Here is a 17,652-nt window from a genome sequence, read left to right on the forward strand (position 1 = left end):
CTTTGCTCCCGTCCTTCACTTCGCTCTCGTCTCCTTGAGCAGGGCCGACATGTCGGCACCGGTGATGATGCTTTCCACGGTCAGCAGATCGGTGTCGGCGACCGTCTGCTCGGCGACGATCTCGCCGCGGCGCATGACGATGATGCGATCGGCGACCTGGAAGACGTGATGGATGTTGTGGGTGATCAAAAGCACCGAGTGACCGGCGTCGCGCACTTCCTTGACGAAGCGCAGCACACCGTGCGTTTCCTCGACGCCGAGATTGTTGGTCGGCTCGTCGAGGATGATGACCTTGGCGGCAAATTGCATGGCACGCGAAATGGCGATCGATTGGCGCTCGCCGCCCGACAGCGTGCTGACCAGCGCATCGGCGTCGAGTTTCTTCGAGATGCCGACGCGCTTCAAAAGCGCCGAGGCGGCATCGCGCAATTTGGCAAGATCGAGCGGTGCGAACACGCCCATCCATTTGAGATTGACCGGCTCGCGGCCGAGGAAAAGATTGCGCGCGATGCTGAGGTCGGGCGCCAGCGAGGTGTCCTGGTGGATGGTCTCGATGCCGAGATCCATCGCGTCGCGCGTCGAGCGGATGGAGACCTTCTGGCCGCGCACATAGATCTCGCCGCGATCGACCGGAAACACGCCCGAGATCGCCTTGATCAGCGTCGATTTGCCGGCGCCGTTGTCACCGAGCAAGGCCACCACTTCGCCCTCGTTGAGCGCGAAGGACGCGTTCTTCAGGGCGCGGACGCTGCCGAAGGATTTTTGCAAATTCTGCAGCCGAAGCACTTCCATGATCAGCTCCTGGCGGCGTTCTTCTGCAGCAAAGCGTGCAGGATGAGCATGGCAAGGATGATGACGCCGACGAAGATGTTGTAGGCGAGCCCTGGCACGCCGATCAGCACGATGCCGTTGCGGATGCTGCGCAGCATCAGCGCGCCGACGATGGTGCCTAAAATGGTGCCGCGTCCACCGGTCAGCGCGGTGCCGCCAACCACCACCATGGCGATCACTTCGAGCTCGTAGCCGGTGCCGGCCACCGGCGAGGCGGCAGAGATGCGGAAGGCGCTGATCATGCCGGCGAGACCGGCAAGCACCGAGGTCAGGATGAACAGCCAGATCTTGACCGCATCGGCCGGCACACCACGCGCCACGGCAGCGTTACGGTTCGAGCCGATAGCGCTGATCCAGTTGCCGAGCTTGGCGTAGCGCAGCACATAGATCGCCAGTAGCGACAGGCCGATGAACCACCACAGCGAGGTATAGAAACGGAACGTTCCGATATTGAAGCTGCCGGCCAGCAGCGTCACGAAGAAGCCCGGCCGGTCCCAGGATTTCAGCGGAAATCCTTGCGTGATGTAGAGCGCTGCCCCGCGCACGACGAGCAACATCGACAGCGTCACCAGGAAGGACGAAATGCCGATCTTGGTGACGATCAGCCCGTTGATCGCGCCGATGGCTATGCAGAGCAGCAGGCCGGCCAGCAGCGCGACGCCAATATCAAAGCCGCCGTTCTGCACCAGCAGCATGACGACGACCGGCGCCAGCCCGAACACGGCACCGACCGAAACGTCGAACTCGCCCGCCGTCAGAAGCAGCGTCATGCCGAGCGCGATGATGCCGAGCTCGGGCAGGAACGCCATCATGTTGGAGATGTTGAGCGGCGACAGGAAATTGGCGTCGGCGATCGCGAACACCGCCAGCAGGACAATCAGGATGACGAGCGAAGAGAACTGCGGCGAGCGCATCAGGCTCGACCTGCGTTTGGCACGCGGCATTTCCTCTTCTGCGGCAATTGTCATGACTGTTTCGACCATATCTCAAGGTGACGCCCGCCGCCTGCGCGGCGAGCGTCAGTTCCAATCACTTGTTGTAGAGTTTCAGGATCGGTTCGACGCTCGACGCGTCGTAGAGACTGAACGTGTGGATGTCGTACCCGATCGGTTCGCCAGCGGCGGCCAACCCGAGCAGCGCCACCGGCATGAAGCCCTGCGCCGATGGGAACTGCCAGGCAGCCGCGTTGATGAACCCAGACTTCACTGACTCGGCCGTTTCCTTCGAATTGCCCCAGCCGACGACCGGGATCTTGCCGGCCGGCACGCCGGCGCCGTCGAACACCCGCTTGACGCTGGCCGCGACGGAATCGCCGAGCGCGATGATTGCCGGCGGGTTGTTGGCGACCATGTAGTCGGTCATCTTGGCGATGATGCCGGCCGGATCGGTGCCGCAATCGACCACATCATATTTGATGCCGAGCGGATCGAAGACGCTGGCTATGCCTTCGGTCTCGAGCTGCTGGTAGCTGGCGCCCGGCACTTCGACCGGCAGGAACACTTTGTCGCCCTGCTTCACCATCTTGTGGTCGACCAGATATTTCGCCCAGATGACACCGGCTTCCTTAAGGTCGGCGCCGACATAGGCCTGACGGCCGGTTGCCGGATCGTCGGTGTTGAAGAACACGATCGGGATACCGGCCGCCTTCGCTGCCTTGACCTCCTCGGTCCACAGGCCGGGCTGCGCCGAGGTCGTGGCGATGCCGTCCGGCTTGGCGGCAAGTGCGGAGTTGAAGGCCTCCTTCTGCGCCGCCATGTCGCCACCGCTGAACGAGATCTTGCAGGTCACCTTGAGCTGGTCGCAGGCCTTGGTGGCGCCGGCATTCCAGTCGATCCAGAAGGCATCCGACGGGCCGCCATGCGACAGCAGATAGAACGTCTTCTGGGCGTCCTGCGCCAGCGCCGGCGTACCCAGCGCAACACCGGCGAGAACGGTCGCCGCGGCAGCGATTTTCAACGCGAATTTCAACATTTCTCTTCCTCCCTTGTTTCGTAGCCGAACCGCGCCATCACAGTCCGTTGGCGCGGAATTTCCCGTCGAGGAATTTCTTGGCGCGCGGCACGTCGTATTCCGAAAGATGTTCGATGATGACCGGGATGTTCGGGTGCTTTTCGGCCAGCCGCTTGAGATAGAGGTCGTAGTTCAGCGAACCGAGACCGGGCGCCGGCAGCTCGATCTCGCCGACGCCGCGGAAAGTGTGGCTTTCCAGCGCGTCCTCGTCGCCGATGTCGGCGTGCTTCTCCGACTTGTCGCCGCCGGAGCGTTTGACGTCCTTGGCGTGGGCTATCTTGATCTTGTCGGTCAGCGTGTCGAACACCTGGTTCAGGATCTGGTCCATCCTGTCGATGTTGTGCGTTTCGAAATAGTTGGTCGGGTCCATCAGCAGGCCGAGGCCTGGGTGGTCGACCTGCGCGAACATCCTCACCGTCTCCTCGACCGAGCCGACGACATTGTTGACATAGGTCTCGAGCAGGAAGACCGCGCCGTGGTCATAGGCGGTCTGGGCAAGGTCGGCGATGACCTTGCGGCATTCCTCAAAACCTTCCTCGGTCTTGTTCTTCGGGTGATGCACCCAGTCGGACTCGGTGTTGTAGGTACCGGTTTCCGAGATCACGTAAGGGGTGCCGAAATGGCGTGCGTTGCGGATGATCTCCTTCAAATAGCCGACGCGCCTCTCGCGCTCGCCCATATCCGGATGGATGATGTTGGTGTAGCCCGATACGCAGCAGATCGGCAGATTGTGGTCGCGGAACGTGTCGCGGACAGTCTTGGCCTTGTCCCTGGTGATCTGTCCGGCGGAAAGGTCGATATCCCTGAAATGCAGGTCAAGCTGCACGGTGTTGAAATCGAGCGCCCGGATCTTCTGCGCGGTCTCCTTGAGGCCATACGGGAAATAACCCGTGAAAATACCTGCCTGCATCATGGTGTGAAGTCCTCCCTGTAAGTGATTCAGTCAGTTGATATTTCGGAAAGTTTGACTGTCCGGCCCTTGTCGATCGAACGATAGCCGGCTTCGACCAGCGCCATAGTCTTGACGTTGTCGGCGACCGACAGCGCCGGCGGCTCGCCCGTCTTGACCGCGTGCTGGAGCTGCTCCATGACGCCGATAAAAGCATGCGGGAACCACATCGTGTCCCAGCTGGGTGTCACCCATTCACCACCGGTAGTCTCGGTCGAGGCATAGGTCAGCGTCGAGGCAGCGCCAGTCGGCCAGCCGATGGTGCCCTTGGCGACGCCCTTGGTGCCGTCGACGCGCCAATTGATGTGCTGGTCGTCCTTGTAGTCCTCCTGGCGCGGACCGGACCAGACATCCTCAAGCGATACGGCAAGCACGCCCGACGGGAACTTGATCGTCGACACGGTGATGCCGTCCGAATGGTCGAAGCGGGTGCGCGGGTCCTTGCGGGTCAGGGTGGTGATCTCCAGGGGATCGCCGAACAGGAACCGCAGTACGTCGAGATGATGGACGCTCATATTGGCGAGCGTCAGCCGGTCATAGTCCTCGAGGAAGCTCTGCCAGTGCGGGATCGCATGCATGTCGATCTGGGCGAAAACGATGTCGCCGAGCGCGCCGCTATCGATGATCTGCTTCAAGACGCGCATCGACTGGTCGTAACGCATGTTCTGGTTGACCGAGAGGATCTTGCCTGCCTTGGCCGCCTCGTCGCGAAGTTTGACGGCCTCTTCAAGGGACAGCGCCAATGGCTTCTGCGCCAGGATCGCCTTGATATGTGCCTGCTTCAGAGCATGGCGGATCAGCGCCGGCTGCTGGTCCGGTGGAAAGGCAAGGTCGATGATCTCGACGTTCTTGTCCTCGATGAGCTGTTCCGGCGTGTCGTGGACGGTTGGGATATCCCAGCGTTTGGCGACCTTCTCGGCGCTGGCCTTGGTCCGCGAGGCAATCGCCACCACGGGGAAACCGGCTTCCTTGTAGGCGGCAAGGTGACATTCGGCCATGATCATGCCGGCGCCGACGCAGCCGATCCTGTATTCCCTGGTGCGGACTTTAACGTCCGGCTCGAAGCCGTTGCCCGCCATTTCTTGGCTTGCCATATGTTCCTCCCGAAGCTCGTTCCTTGCCGCCGCCGTCATCTTGCCAGCGCTCCCCCGCTCTGTCCGAAATAATGCACCCTGCCCGGCTCGCAGGATATCGCCACCATCGCGTCCGGCCTGATGTCCGGCTGGCCGCGCAACAGCGCCCGCAGACGCGCCTGCCCGGCGGCGAGCGTCACAACGGTGTAGCCGCCGAGCGGCTCGACCTCGAACACTCGCGCCGGGCGGCCCGCGCCCCCCTCCGACCAGGCCTTGACCTTGATGTCTTCCGGCCTGAGTCCAATTTCCACGGCATCGGCCGGGGCACCGGCATCCGCGATGCGGATCGTGCCTTCCGCCGCCTCCACGCCTTCGGCGCCGTGCACCGACTTCAATATGTTCATCATCGGCGACCCGAGCAGCCGCGCCACATAGGTGCTGGCTGGCCGGTCATAGATCTCGGCCGGCGCGCCGATCTGCCTGATCTTGCCGTTCTCCAGAATGGCCATTCGGTCGGCGACCGACATCGCTTCTTCCTGGTCGTGCGTGACATAGATCAGCGTCTTGCCGAGCTCGCGCTGGATGCGCTTCAGCTCGACCCGCGTTTCCTCGCGCAGCCGGGCGTCGAGCGCCGAAATCGGGTCGTCCATCAGATAGGCGGCCGGGTCGCGCACCAGCGCACGGGCGATCGCCACGCGCTGCCGCTCGCCGCCTGAAAGCTGTGCCGGCGGCTTGTGCAGGATATGGCCGATATGCAGCTTGGCCGCGACGTCGGCGACGCGCTTTTCGATCTCGGCTTCGGCGACCCGGCGTTCGACCAGCGGAAAGCGGATGTTGGCGCGCGCGCTCATATGCGGAAACAGCGCCAAATTCTGGAACACCATGGCGACGTTGCGCTCGGCCGGCGACACCGTGTTGACCGGCTTTCCGCCGATCAGGATCTCGCCCGCGTCCGGGGTTTCCAGCCCGAGCACCAGACGCAGTATCGTCGACTTGCCCGACAGCGGCGGCCCGAAGAAGCAGAAGAACTCATTGTCGTTGACAGTGAACGAGGCGTCGTCGACGGCGAGCGTGTTGCCGTAGCGTTTGGTCACATTGCGGAAGGCGATATCGGCCATGGTCTCAGCCCGCTCTCAAGGCGAGGCCGGTGACGGCGTCGAAGACACGCACCGCCTCCACCGCAGGTGCGACGACGGTTGTCTGCCCGATCGCCAGCCCGACATCATTGTCGAACACCGCCTTCACCGCAGTCTCGCCGTCGCCAAGGTGGATGATGGTGCGCGCGCCGATCCGCTCGACGAAACTCACCGGCATGGACAGGCCACGGCCGTCTTCAGCCAGCGTCACCTGCTCCGGTCGAAAGCCATAAAACACCTCGCCGCGCATCCTGCGTACGGCATCGGCGATCTCGACCGGCAGCGGCGGTGTCACGCCGAGCGGGCCGAGATCGACGACCAGGCCACGGTCGCTTTCCGCCGGCCAGCCCTTGAGCAGGTTCATGCCCGGCGCGCCGATGAAGCGGGCGACGAAGACATTGGCCGGATCGTTGTAGACTTCCAGTGGCGTGCCGACCTGCTGCAGCACGCCGTGGTCCATCACCGCGATGCGGTCGGCCATGGTCATCGCTTCGAGCTGGTCGTGGGTGACGTAGACCATGGTCTGCCGGAACTGCCGCTGCAACTGCTTCAATTCGGTCCGCATCACCGCCCGGAAGGCGGCATCGACATTGGACAGCGGCTCGTCGAGCAGGAAGATCGCCGGCTCCATGATCGCCGAACGGCCGATCGCCACCCGCTGCAATATGTTGACCGACAGTCTGTCCGCCTTGCGGTCGAGCAGCGGCGTCAGTTGCAGCATCTCGGCAATGGCGCCGACACGGCGGCCGATCTCGGCCTTTGGTGCGCCGCGCATTTTCGGCCCGTAGGCGAGGTTCTGCCGCACGCTCATATGAGTGAAGATCGCATAGTTCTGGAAGACGAAGCCGACGCCGCGCCGCCCCATCGGCACGCCGGCCATGTCGCGCTCGCCGAACATTATCTTGCCGCTGGTCGGCTCTTCCATGCCGGCGATCATGTTCATCGTCGTCGACTTGCCGCAGCCGGACGGCCCCAGCAGCGCCATGAACTCGCCGTCGGCAATGGCCAGGTCCATCGTCTTCAGCGCGGTGAAATCGCCAAATTTCTTGACCAGGTTCTGCAGATGGATGGTGCTCATCAGGCCGCCACCTCGCGTACCCGAGCCATGCGTTTCATGGCAAACACCGCGGCGATGGACAGCACGATCAATATGGCCAGCGCGATTGCCGCCACATAGCCCCAGATCAGGTCCTGGGTGGTGAGCTTGTAGATGTAAACGGAGATGGTTTCGGTAGCGACGCCAGGACCGCCGCCGGTCATGATGTAGAGCGTGTCGAAGATCTTGAAGTTCTCGATCACCCTGATCGCCAGCGCGATGATGATGATCGTCTTCATCTTCGGCAGCACGATGGTGATGAATCGCTGCCAAGGGTTGGCACCGAGCAGCGTCGCCGCCTTGATCTGGTCCTCAGGCACGCCGACCAGGCCGGCAAGCAGGATCAGGAACATCAGCGGCGTCCATTGCCAGATGTCGGCGACCATGACGGCGACGAGCGCCAGCGTCGGGTCCGACAGCCAGGCGATGGTGACGGGAAAGCCTGAGATCGCCGACAGGATGTCGTTGACCGGGCCGCCCGACTGAAACAGCATGAAGAACATGTAGCCGGCCACCGCCGGCACCACCATCATCGGCATCAAGAGGATCGAGTAGAAGATCCGCTTGCCGGGGAACTCGTCCGCAAACAGTGTCGCGAGCGCCAAGCCGAGCAGGAACTCCGCCGGCACGCAGACGATCATGACGATGGCCGTGCGCTTCAGCGCGCTCCAGAAGCGCGCATCGGCGGCAAGGTCGGTGTAGTTGGCGAAACTGTTCCACATCGACCAGGCGTTCCACCAGCCGGTGCCCGACAGCGGCGACCAGTCGGTCAGGCTGATGTAGAGCTGCATCAGGAGCGGGAAGACGGCGATGAACAGCACCAGGATCTGCGCCGGCAGCGTCAGCCGGAAGCCGAGCTTTGCGCCCTCGTCCGGCAGCACCGACGCCGCTTTGGAGGCTTGCATGTCGCCCTCCGAAATCGTCGCAGTCACCGCGCTCATTGCTTGAGCGCCCCGAAGGTCAGTCCGCGCACCAGATGGCGCTGGATGGCGATGCCCATGATGACAGGCGGCACTGCGGCTATCAGGCCGAGCGCCGCCTTGGCGCCGTAGAGTTGGCCGGTCATCGAGGAGGACAGCGAGGCCATGTAGACAGGGACCGTCACCCATTCGCGCGTCGTCAGAAGCAGCGCAATCAGATAGTCCGACCAGTTGAGAATGAAGACGAACAACGCGGCACTGGCCAGCGGCGCGCGCATCATCGGCAGCGTGATGCGGATGAAGACGCGCCACCGCGAGCAGCCCTCGACCAGCGCCGCCTCCTCGATCTCGCGCGGCATGTCGTCGAAGAAGGTCTTCATCAGCCAGAAGGCGAAAGGCAGCGTGACGATGCCGTAGATCAACGACAGCCCCCACCAGCTGTCGGTGAAGTTGAGGAAGGCCGACATGATCATCACCGGGGTCATGACCGCCATCGGCGGAAACAGGCGAAGCTGGATCAGCGCCAGCGGCAGGTTCTGGCCCGAGCCGAAGCGCGACAGACCGTAGGCCGCCGCGGTGCCCGCCGACATGGCGATTGCCGTACCGAATGTGGCCGACAGCAGCGACGACAGGATCGGCTGCAAAGCTGTGCGGTCGAGGGCGACGATCAGATTGTTGGTCGACTCACCGAAGACGAAACGGAAATTGCTGAGTGTCGGGTTCTTCGGCCACCATGTCAGGTCGGCGCCGGTCGCCGACCATTCGGCGATCGGCTTGAACGCCATCGACACCATCCACAGGATCGGCACCAGCGTCACCGCCATCGCCGCAAGGATCGCGGCATAGCGGAATATCTCGAAAGGAACTGAACGCTTCATCTTGCGGCTTTGCTGGGTCCTTCGTTGCCGAGGGGAAGAGCGACCGCTCCTCCCCTTCTTGGTAGGATCCTTGGAAGGATCAGGCGATCGGATCGAGGACGGTCGGCCAGGCCTCCTTGTTGGTCTTGATCGCTTCGAGAAGCTTCTCCTCGCCGGTGCGGCGGGCAATCTTCTTCCACTCGGCCTCGGTGTCGGCCATCGCCTGCTCGGCTGTCTTGGCCTTGGTCAGCGCGGCGACGAGGTTCTCGTCCAGCGCGTTGTGGAAGGCGGTGGCGCCGGGATAGTTGATGGTGGGCACGGTGCGGGCGACCGTCTCGCGCACCACGTCCATGTGGTAGGCGTGGTAGGTCTGGCGAACCAGCGGATCCGAGAAATCCGATAGCCGGAACGGATCGAAGTAGCCGCCCGGATTGGCAGTCATCCAGGCGTAGATGCGGCTTGAGCCCAGCCACTGCAGGAACAGGTAGCAGGCCTCCGGATTCTTGGCTTGCGAGGACACCGACGCCGACAGATTGAGCCACAGCACCGACCGGCTGACCAGCTTGCCGTCGATTTCGCGGCCGGGCGGCAGCATCGAGCCGATCTTGCCGGTGACAGCTGAATCCTTGTTGCCGGCATTGTCGAGGAATTTCGGCAGATTGGAGAAGGCACAGGTCATGGCCGCGCCGCCCTTGGCGAAATTGCCGTACTGCTCCGGCCAGCCCCAGGAGATCGCATCCGGCGAATGGTGCGAAAGCGACGCGATGTACTCGCTGGTCGCCGCGATACCTTGCTCCGAATTGATCAGCGGCTTGCCGGTATCGTCGAACAAGAACTGATTGGGCGAAGCCATTGAGACATAACGCTGATACCAGTTGGTGTAGCCCCAGCCCTGGTTGCGCAGATCGGTCGAGCCGAACAGGCCCTTGTCCGGGCGCTGGAAGAAAGCCGCGATCTCGTCATGCTGCTTCCAGGTCTTCGGCGCCGCCAGTTCATAGCCGTATTTGCCGGAGAAAGCCTTCTTCTCGGCTGCGTCGCCGAACAGATCGGTGCGGTAGACCCAGGTCTGGAAATCGCCATCCAGCGACACGCCGTAGGTCGAGCCGCGATACTGGTTGAGCAGCGAGACGCCCTTGGCGCCGTCGACATAGCCGCGCTCGGGATCATCCCATTCCGGCTTGTATTGCGCGACGAAGTCGTCGAGCTTGAGGATGCCGCCGGTTTCGGCGAGGTCGCCAAGGCGGTTCCATTCGACCGCGTAGATGTCATACGCCCCACCCTTGGTGGAGATGTCCTGCATCGTCTTGGTAAATTCCTGGCCGTTCGGCACACCGACGATTTCCAACGGAATGCCGGTTTCCTTCTCCCAGAGATCCTTGATCGACGGCGCGCCGGCCGGAAACGGCTGGGTTAGCTGGCCGATCGAGCCGTCGGACAGGCCAAGCACGATCTTGGCCGGCGCCTTGCCGGCGCCCTTCATCGCCTTGGCCGCCTCAATGGCGCGACCCTCGGGCGTGTCGGCGCCATACTGATAGCGCTCCGAACCGTCGAAACCCGTCGGGCCACCGATCATGCCGGGCGCCAGGGCATCGGCGGCATAGGCACGGCTTGGACGAATGAATTTCGGCGCAATACCTGCGGCGGCAACAAGGACTGCCGCCTTTCCACCGGACGCCAGCAAATGGCGCCGCGACACGCGGATCAAATTCGACATTGGAACTCCTCCCTCAGGGCCTTGTTCCTCCACGGCCCTTATGATGGATATTGACGGAACTATAGGAAGCCTGTCAACATCATAAATAATCAATACACCTCATAACATCTCATGGGAGGGGAAGGATGGCGTCTATCAAGGCTCTCACACTGAAGCCGGTGCTTGAATTTGAGGGAGCCCGGCTGCCCACCTCCCCGCTTTGGTCCGCTTGGGCATTTTGGTGTAGCGCAACGGCTTGCACATCGGCCAAGGCCAGTTACATCATTTCCCATCAGAATCGCGGACGGCGATGAAGCCGCTCTGCGACATCGGACCCATGAAATGTGCGTAATCTCGATGCGCCCCTGGCGCGTTTTGGAATGAGGTGATCGACAGTGCGGTCCACCCTGACAGACATAGCCCGGGAGGCCGGCGTTTCGGCCGCCACGGTCGACCGTGTGCTCAACAACCGCGCCGGGGTTCGGGCGCGCACCCGCGAGGTCGTGCTCGAAACGGCACAGCGGCTTGGCTATATCGCTGAAAATTCGAACAATCCGAACCAGCGCAACGCGGTTACTGGCGAGGTCATACGGCTGGATTTCGCCCTGCCCGCCGGCACCAATTCCTTCATCAAGATGCTACACCGCCAGATCGAGGCGCAGGCGCAGGCGCGGCCCGACCTCGACGTCCGCGTCGCTACCATCGAAGGTTTCAATCCGGACCGGCTTGCGCGTCTGCTGCAGGAACTGCACGGGCAGACGCAGGGCGTCGGCGTGATCGCGCTCGACCATCCAACGGTCCGCGAGGCGATCCGCTCGCTTTCGGCCAGCGGCGTCAGGGTCGTCACCATCGCTTCCGACATCCTGCATGTGCCGAGGGTTGCCTATATCGGCATCGACAACCGCGCCGCCGGCCGGCTCGCCGGCTACCTGCTCAACCGCTTCATGGGCGCAGGGCGTCCGGGCAAGGTCGCGCTGTTCGCCGGTTCGCTCTCCTACCGCGGCCACGAGGAGCGCGAGATGGGCTTCCGCCACATACTGGCGGAAGAATCGCCCAATCTGCAGATCGTCGAGATGCGCGAAATGCTCGACGACCGGGAAAAAGCCTATTCGGAGGCCTCCGCCCTGCTCGACCGGCACCCGGACCTGGCCGCCATCTACAATGTCGGCGCCGGCAACACCGGCATCGCCCGCGCCCTCAAGGAGCGCGGGCGTGCGCTGTCGACGGTCTTTCTCGGCCATGAGGTGACGGAAGGCACCAAGGAGCTTCTGCTCGACGGCACGCTGGACGCGGTCATCGACCAGAACCCGCGCGTAGAGGCCCGCGAGGCGCTCAACACCTTGACCCATGCGGTCAGGGGCTTGCCTTACGAACTGCACCAGCCACGGCTGCAAGTGATCTTCAGGGAAAGCATCCCGGAGATCTGAACCAGGTGAAGAAGCACGGGTGCGTCACAAATTCATAATCGCTCGGGCGAGATTTTGGCGGCCAGATCAAGGGTCCGACCGAGAATCTTCGATCAGGCTCAGACCTGCAAAATTAAATTGACTATTATCATCATGTTTTAATAAGTATCCCTGCCCGGCCCGTGTGTCGAGGCTTCTCCATCATGCCAGCCAGGGCCAACGGCCGCCGCCAGCAATCTTTGCTTTTCCCGGGGCTGCACGCATGAAACAGACAAGCAACAAGACCTTGATGGCGAGCACCGCGCTCGCCTTCGCGCTCGGCCTGTGTGCCGCGCCGCTGGCCGCCGCGCAGGAGCCGGAGAAGAACGGCGCCGCCGCCAAGGCCGATCGGCCGGTCAAGGTCGCCCAGCAGGCTAGAACTGGGCAGAACGAGCCGACCGTGCTCGACCTGATCACCATCTCGGCGACGATGATCAAGACGGCGATCATCGAATCGATGGCCGCCATCAGCGCCGTCGATCAGGAAGAGCTCGAACGCATCCAGCCTGACACCGCCGCCGACATGTTCCGCACCACGCCCGGCGTTGCCGCTTCGATGAACGGCGACGATCCGGCAACCGCCATCAACATTCGCGGCCTCGAACAATATGGCCGCGTGGTGGTGACGCTCGACGGCGCCCGCCAGGATTACTGGCGCGTCGGCCACGGCTCGGGCTCGTTCTATGTCGAGCCGGAACTAATCAAAGAAGCGACCGTCATTCGCGGCCCGGTCTCGAACGCCTACGGCTCGGGCGGCATCGGCGGCGTTGTCTCCTTCGAAACCAGGGATGCCGGCGATTTCCTCAAGCAGGAGGAACGCTGGGCGCTGAGCGAGAAGCTGGGCTATGAGGATAATGGCGACGGCTTCACCACCAGCACCACCGGCGCCTACCGTTTCAGCGACGACGCCGACATCATCGGCAACCTCATTTATCGCGACCGCGACAGCTACACCGATGGCAATGGCGACGCCGTGCCATGGACCGGCGAGAGCATCACCAGCGGCTATATGAAGGCGACCCTGCGGCCGGCCGACGGTCACGAGCTCAAGCTCGGCGCGATCCTGCAGCACTACAATGACCAGATCACCGGATCGAGCGGCTCGACCTCGCCAACGCTGAGCCGCTACGACACCGACACGACCAACCAGACCTACACGGCTGCTTATATGTGGAGGCCGGACGACAACGAACTGATCGACCTCAGTGTCAACGCATACCACAACCGCACGCGCGCCGAGCAGACGCAGGTCTGGCCGGCAACGGCGATCGGCAACTTCCGCTATTACGACGTCGCCACGACCGGCTTCAACCTGAAGAACTCCTCGCGTTTCGACGCCTGGGAGTTGGCACATACCCTCACCTACGGCCTCGACTACTACTATCTGGAGGCCACGTCGGAGGCCGCGCATTTCGGTTCGGGCGAGCAGCAGGGTTATGGCGGCTTCCTGCAATGGCAGGGCGACTACAGCGACTGGCTGCAGCTCATCGCCGCCATGCGCTATGACGGCTACCAGCTCGACGGCAAAACGAAGACCGTGCCGCCGGCGGAAGCCTCGATTTCGGGCGATCGCTGGTCGCCTCGCCTCACCGTCGGCGTGACGCCGTTGGATGGCTTCCAGCTCTACGGCACCTATTCGGAAGGCTACCGGGCACCAGGCCTGCAGGACGTCTATCGCGGTGGCGGCGCGCATGGCGGCGGCGACAGTTACCAGCCTAACCTGCTTCTGCAGCCCGAAACGGCGAAGAACTGGGAAGCCGGGATCAATCTGAGATATGACGATGTGCTGGCCGCAGGCGACCTTTTTCGTGCCAAGGTCAACGTCTTCCACACCGCCGTCGAAGACTATATCGACGTCGACCTCACCGTTTTGCCGCGTATGGCGATCAACATCGGCGACGCGCGGCTGAAGGGCGTCGAGGCCGAAGCCGTCTACGACTATGGCTGGGGGTTCGCGAACCTCGCCGGCGCCCTGATCGACGCCAAGGTCGTCAGCGGCGTCTATTCCGGCCAGACGCTGAACAACACGCCGCTCGACCGCTTCTCGGCGACCGTCGGCTTCCGCATGCTGGAAGACCAGCTCACCGTCGGTGCGCAATATCTCAGCGTCGGCAAGATCACCCGGACAAGCCGCACCAATCCCGACGCGCCGGTCGTGGTCGATGACGGCTTCGACCTGGTCAACGTCTTTGCCAACTGGCGCATCAACGACTACGCCAAGCTCGATTTCAGCGTCGATAACGTCTTCAACACCGCCTACACCGACCCGCAAAGCGCCTGGTCGACGACGGCGGCGACGGAACAGGGCAAGGGCCGCACCTTCAAGGTGGCGCTCACAGGCAGGATCGGAGGTTGAGAATGAGGGAAGCTTCAGTGAGCGGACTGGCCTGCGAAGCGCGCTTGAACCTGCGCAACCTGCCGCATTACATCGACCGCATCAGCGACAGGCTGCAGAGCTTCGATGCCGATGCCTCGCGGGAGGGGCAGCGGCTCGACTTCCGCTTCGCCTTCGGCGACGCGTCCCTTGACATGGAGCGGCTGGTGATGCGGGCCAACGCCGCCGACCGCGATGGGCTGGCCCGCATCAAGGACCTGCTGGCCACCGCCGTAGAGGTATATGCCAAGGAAGAAAGTCCCGAGATCGTCTGGACCGGCGATCTCGCCGAAGAAACCCGCCTCGCGCAGTTCCGTGAGATGGTCGTCACCCAGGTCGGCGACCTGACGCGGCATATGCGCCGCATCCGCTTCGCCGGCGAGGATCTCTCTCGTTTTGCGAAATTCGGCGGCATGCATATCCGCATGCTGTTTCCGACCAGGGACGTCCCCGATCCGCTCTGGCCCGTGCTCGGCAGCAATGGCCTCCCGGCATGGCCCTCGGACGACAGGCGCCCGGCAGCGCGCGTCTACACCATCCGGGCCCTCGACGTCGAAATGGGCATCATCGAGGTCGACTTCCTCATCCACCCCGGCGACAGCGTCGGCGCCCGCTGGGCCATGCAGGCGGCGCCCGGCATGAAGATCGGCATGATGGGGCCGGTCGGCCGTCGGGTGCGACCGGCGTCCTGGTATCTCATGGGCGCCGACGAAACCGGCCTGCCGGCGCTGGCTCGCATGCTGGAGACTCTGCCCGCCGAGACCAAAGGCGTGGCCTTCATAGAGATCGCCGACGATGGCGAACGGCAGGTCGTCGACAACGCAACCGGAATAGAGGTGCACTGGCTGCCGAGAAATGGGGTGCCAGCCGGGCTCGACGACAGGCTGGCGCGCGCCATCCGGTCAGTCGCATGGCCGACCGGTTCGGCATTCGGCTGGTTTGCGGCCGAAGCGGCAGCCGCCACGACGGTGCGCGAACACTGGCGCGGCACGCTGGCGCTCGGTCGCAACGAAACACTGGCGGCAGCCTACTGGCGGCGGGGCGCGGCGGGACTGATGGCCGGCTAGAGCTTGCTCACCATCGCTTGCGCATCTTCGCCCAGACCGATTGCGATCCGGTCGCCGGAGACAATGCCTGACACGTCGCAGACAACCAGCGGCATGCTGATTTCGTAGAGGAATTCGGCAACGATGGCGCCGACGGCAAGGATCGGGTCCGGCCGCTCCAGGATAATGCCGGCCGGCGCCGTGCCTCTGCGGATCGCTTCGGCCAGAACCGAAGACGAGGACGACGACCCTCGCCCGCTCGGCATCACCAGGATCTTGCGGGCGATATTGCCGCCCAGGTCCGGATGCGAATGGTCGATGATGTCGCCCGTTTCGACGTCGATCCCGCCCCAGAAGCTGAGCGCCTGCGAAAGCACCAGCGCTGGGCCTTGTGCCGAGCCGGAAAGGTGGAATGTACCGGTTCTGGCCGGCGTCTTCATGGCGCGCCTCGCACGACGCGGCCGGCCGCAGCCGAGCGGACGCAGTCTTCCATGTCACCGAAGGCCACCGAGACACCGATATTGCCAGGTGCGTAATGCGCCCATTTGCCCGAATTGGTCATCACCACGCCATCGAGACGCTCGAGGATCGACGTGACATAGGTGCAGGTGTCGGTGACCGGGACAAGGCCGAAGGCTTCCATGCCGGCCAGTGCGCCTTCGTCCTGCAGCCGCGTCAGCGTCGCGCGCCCTGTGTTGACATAGATCGGGACACCTTTGCCTGGACCGACTTCGCGCAGCAGCGGCAACAGGCGCATCCACTCTTCATGGGAGAAATGCGGCGTGCCTAACGACACGGCTGCGAGCTGCACGCCGTCGGGAACGCTCGACAGCCTGGCCAGCGCATGGTGGATGTCAGCGCGAGAGATCCGGATTTTTTCCTCCGGCGCCAGGCCGTGCAACGCCTCATCCGGCGTCTCCGCCTCCGGCGTGATGCCGACGGCATGAAACAGCGCCACGGCACCCGTCGTTGCTGCCGCCGCCCCCAGCGCCTTCAATTGGTCCTCGTCGCGCGGCTGCGGCAGGCCCGATATGACAGGGATGCGGTCGCCAGCCCTTTGCCCGATGATCAGCCCGACGCCGACAAACAGAGCGTCGCTTGGCTCGAAAGCAGCGTCAGTCAGCTCGAACAGGACCTGGCCTCGTCGATTTTCACTCAGATGCAGCCCCCATGCCGGCGCGCGCCCGGTCATTGCGCAGCACAAATCGATAAAATCGCCATAGCGGTTGGTCCGCGCGCCGATCACCGAATTGGCAAAGACGATGGCGTTGGATTCACCCCAGGCGATCTGCTCGCCGAACCTTGGCCGGAACCGGGTCTGATAGGGTGCGCAGGTGAAGGTCGCCTGGCAGCCGAGTTCCAGATGCGCCTTCATCAGGCGTCGCGCCGGCGTTTCTTGCGACACCGGCATCTTCACCAATCCGGGATGGATGAGGTCGAACGAACCGACATTCAGCGTCGTCGGCACCCGAACGCGGCCGCCGCCCTCGATCAGCCTTTCGACGAAATCGAGGCTGGCCTGGCCGTGATAGAGGCAGCCGTCGATATGGGCACCGGCAATGTCCAGCAACTTGCGCGCGCCGACCGCCTTCGAAAAGGCAACCAGGATCGTCATGGCGGCAGCCGCTGCCGAGCCTTGCTCGCCATGCAGCATCGACTGGTCGCCCGCCGTCAATTCCAGCGTCATCGGCAATATTCCCGAGCCCGCACTATGCCGATCAAGCACTCCCTGATTACGGAGCGTCTGGCAAGACAGAGCTTTGGATCTCTTCTACTTCGCAGCCGTCAGCAGACCAGACGTTCACAGCTCATCGCGAAGCAAGAGAGAGACGCGAAGCACGGTCGCAGAGCGGGCGATCCGCGGCGGAAACGGCGCTATTCCTTCGGCGCTATTCCTTCTGGGACGGTCCGTCGGCCGCGCTGCGGTCACCATCTGCAGAATGCGGCAGAATGCCGAAATCGCGCGACTTGGTCCCATGCGCCGCCGTCAGGAAACCATCGGCTGTGAGACCTCGCCTCAAAAGCTCACGTACCGCGGCCGACCGGCTCGGCATGTGCTTGTCGAAGCGCCAGTTCTCCAACGCCGCCAGTTCATCGACGGTCAGCATGATCTGCAATCGTTCCGGGCGTTCCAGTTCGGACATCTCGGCCTCCTGTCACACCAGCCTAAATGCAGCTGAGTTAGTGTGTTCCTAATTTTCTGTAGAGTTAGGTACGTGAGC

General features: G+C 63.2%; 16 protein-coding genes. 3 read left to right on the plus strand and 13 right to left on the minus strand.

Features of this window, described 5'->3' with window-relative positions:
- Nucleotides 1–15 precede the first annotated feature (15 nt).
- The 10 genes from NKI39_RS25075 to NKI39_RS25120 form a co-directional block, all read right to left on the minus strand.
- Nucleotides 16–798, minus strand: coding sequence for an ATP-binding cassette domain-containing protein (locus NKI39_RS25075; RefSeq protein WP_352835234.1), 783 nt, complete (start codon nt 796–798; stop codon nt 16–18).
- Nucleotides 795–1,799, minus strand: coding sequence for an ABC transporter permease (locus tag NKI39_RS25080; protein ID WP_352835159.1), 1,005 nt, complete (start codon nt 1,797–1,799; stop codon nt 795–797). The genes NKI39_RS25075 and NKI39_RS25080 overlap by 4 nt, the downstream gene beginning before the upstream one ends.
- A gap of 61 nt (nt 1,800–1,860) precedes the next feature.
- The gene (locus NKI39_RS25085; protein WP_023675781.1) at nt 1,861–2,802 is read right to left on the minus strand and encodes a sugar ABC transporter substrate-binding protein; all 942 of its coding nucleotides are present in this window, start codon (nt 2,800–2,802) and stop codon (nt 1,861–1,863) included.
- A gap of 37 nt (nt 2,803–2,839) precedes the next feature.
- Entirely contained in the window at nt 2,840–3,754 is a 915-nt protein-coding gene (locus tag NKI39_RS25090) for a sugar phosphate isomerase/epimerase family protein (RefSeq protein ID WP_352835162.1), read from the minus strand.
- Between the two features lie 26 nt (nt 3,755–3,780).
- Nucleotides 3,781–4,869, minus strand: coding sequence for a Gfo/Idh/MocA family protein (locus NKI39_RS25095; RefSeq protein WP_352835237.1), 1,089 nt, complete (start codon nt 4,867–4,869; stop codon nt 3,781–3,783).
- A gap of 50 nt (nt 4,870–4,919) precedes the next feature.
- Nucleotides 4,920–5,981 carry an ABC transporter ATP-binding protein gene (locus NKI39_RS25100; protein ID WP_352835165.1) on the minus strand — a complete coding sequence of 354 codons (1,062 nt, stop codon included), beginning with the start codon at nt 5,979–5,981 and terminating at the stop codon, nt 4,920–4,922.
- Nucleotides 5,982–5,985: 4 nt separating this feature from the next.
- Nucleotides 5,986–7,077 carry an ABC transporter ATP-binding protein gene (locus tag NKI39_RS25105; RefSeq protein WP_352835168.1) on the minus strand — a complete coding sequence of 364 codons (1,092 nt, stop codon included), beginning with the start codon at nt 7,075–7,077 and terminating at the stop codon, nt 5,986–5,988.
- Complete coding sequence (locus NKI39_RS25110) at nt 7,077–8,036, minus strand: carbohydrate ABC transporter permease (protein WP_352835170.1); 960 nt, start codon at nt 8,034–8,036, stop codon at nt 7,077–7,079. The genes NKI39_RS25105 and NKI39_RS25110 overlap by 1 nt, the downstream gene beginning before the upstream one ends.
- On the minus strand, nt 8,033–8,893 hold the full coding sequence (locus NKI39_RS25115) for a carbohydrate ABC transporter permease (RefSeq protein ID WP_352835174.1): 861 nt from the start codon (nt 8,891–8,893) through the stop codon (nt 8,033–8,035). Before NKI39_RS25115 ends, NKI39_RS25110 begins: the two co-directional genes overlap by 4 nt.
- Nucleotides 8,894–8,972: 79 nt before the next feature.
- On the minus strand, nt 8,973–10,586 hold the full coding sequence (locus NKI39_RS25120) for an extracellular solute-binding protein (RefSeq protein ID WP_352835177.1): 1,614 nt from the start codon (nt 10,584–10,586) through the stop codon (nt 8,973–8,975).
- 374 nt (nt 10,587–10,960) lie between these two features.
- On the opposite strand from NKI39_RS25120, the gene NKI39_RS25125 reads away from it, so the two are divergent.
- The 3 genes from NKI39_RS25125 (at nt 10,961) to NKI39_RS25135 (ending at nt 15,451) form a co-directional block, all read left to right on the plus strand.
- Nucleotides 10,961–11,992, plus strand: coding sequence for a LacI family DNA-binding transcriptional regulator (locus NKI39_RS25125; RefSeq protein ID WP_352678761.1), 1,032 nt, complete (start codon nt 10,961–10,963; stop codon nt 11,990–11,992).
- 241 nt (nt 11,993–12,233) lie between these two features.
- On the plus strand, nt 12,234–14,366 hold the full coding sequence (locus NKI39_RS25130; protein WP_352835180.1) for a TonB-dependent hemoglobin/transferrin/lactoferrin family receptor: 2,133 nt from the start codon (nt 12,234–12,236) through the stop codon (nt 14,364–14,366).
- 2 nt (nt 14,367–14,368) lie between these two features.
- Entirely contained in the window at nt 14,369–15,451 is a 1,083-nt protein-coding gene (locus NKI39_RS25135; RefSeq protein ID WP_352541118.1) for an SIP domain-containing protein, read from the plus strand.
- On the opposite strand, the gene NKI39_RS25140 is transcribed toward NKI39_RS25135, so the two are convergent.
- The 3 genes from NKI39_RS25140 to NKI39_RS25150 all read right to left on the minus strand — a co-directional run bounded on the left by NKI39_RS25140 (nt 15,448) and on the right by NKI39_RS25150 (nt 17,574).
- On the minus strand, nt 15,448–15,870 hold the full coding sequence (locus tag NKI39_RS25140) for an aconitase X swivel domain-containing protein (protein WP_352474226.1): 423 nt from the start codon (nt 15,868–15,870) through the stop codon (nt 15,448–15,450). The two genes, NKI39_RS25135 and NKI39_RS25140, sit on opposite strands and share 4 nt — an antisense overlap.
- Nucleotides 15,867–17,117, minus strand: coding sequence for an aconitase X (locus tag NKI39_RS25145; RefSeq protein WP_352503643.1), 1,251 nt, complete (start codon nt 17,115–17,117; stop codon nt 15,867–15,869). Before NKI39_RS25145 ends, NKI39_RS25140 begins: the two co-directional genes overlap by 4 nt.
- A gap of 202 nt (nt 17,118–17,319) precedes the next feature.
- On the minus strand, nt 17,320–17,574 hold the full coding sequence (locus NKI39_RS25150) for a hypothetical protein (protein WP_352474222.1): 255 nt from the start codon (nt 17,572–17,574) through the stop codon (nt 17,320–17,322).
- Between the last annotated feature and the right edge of the window lie 78 nt (nt 17,575–17,652).

Source organism: Mesorhizobium sp. M0664 (assembly GCF_040320565.1).
In the GTDB taxonomy this organism is placed as follows: Bacteria; Pseudomonadota; Alphaproteobacteria; order Rhizobiales; family Rhizobiaceae; genus Mesorhizobium.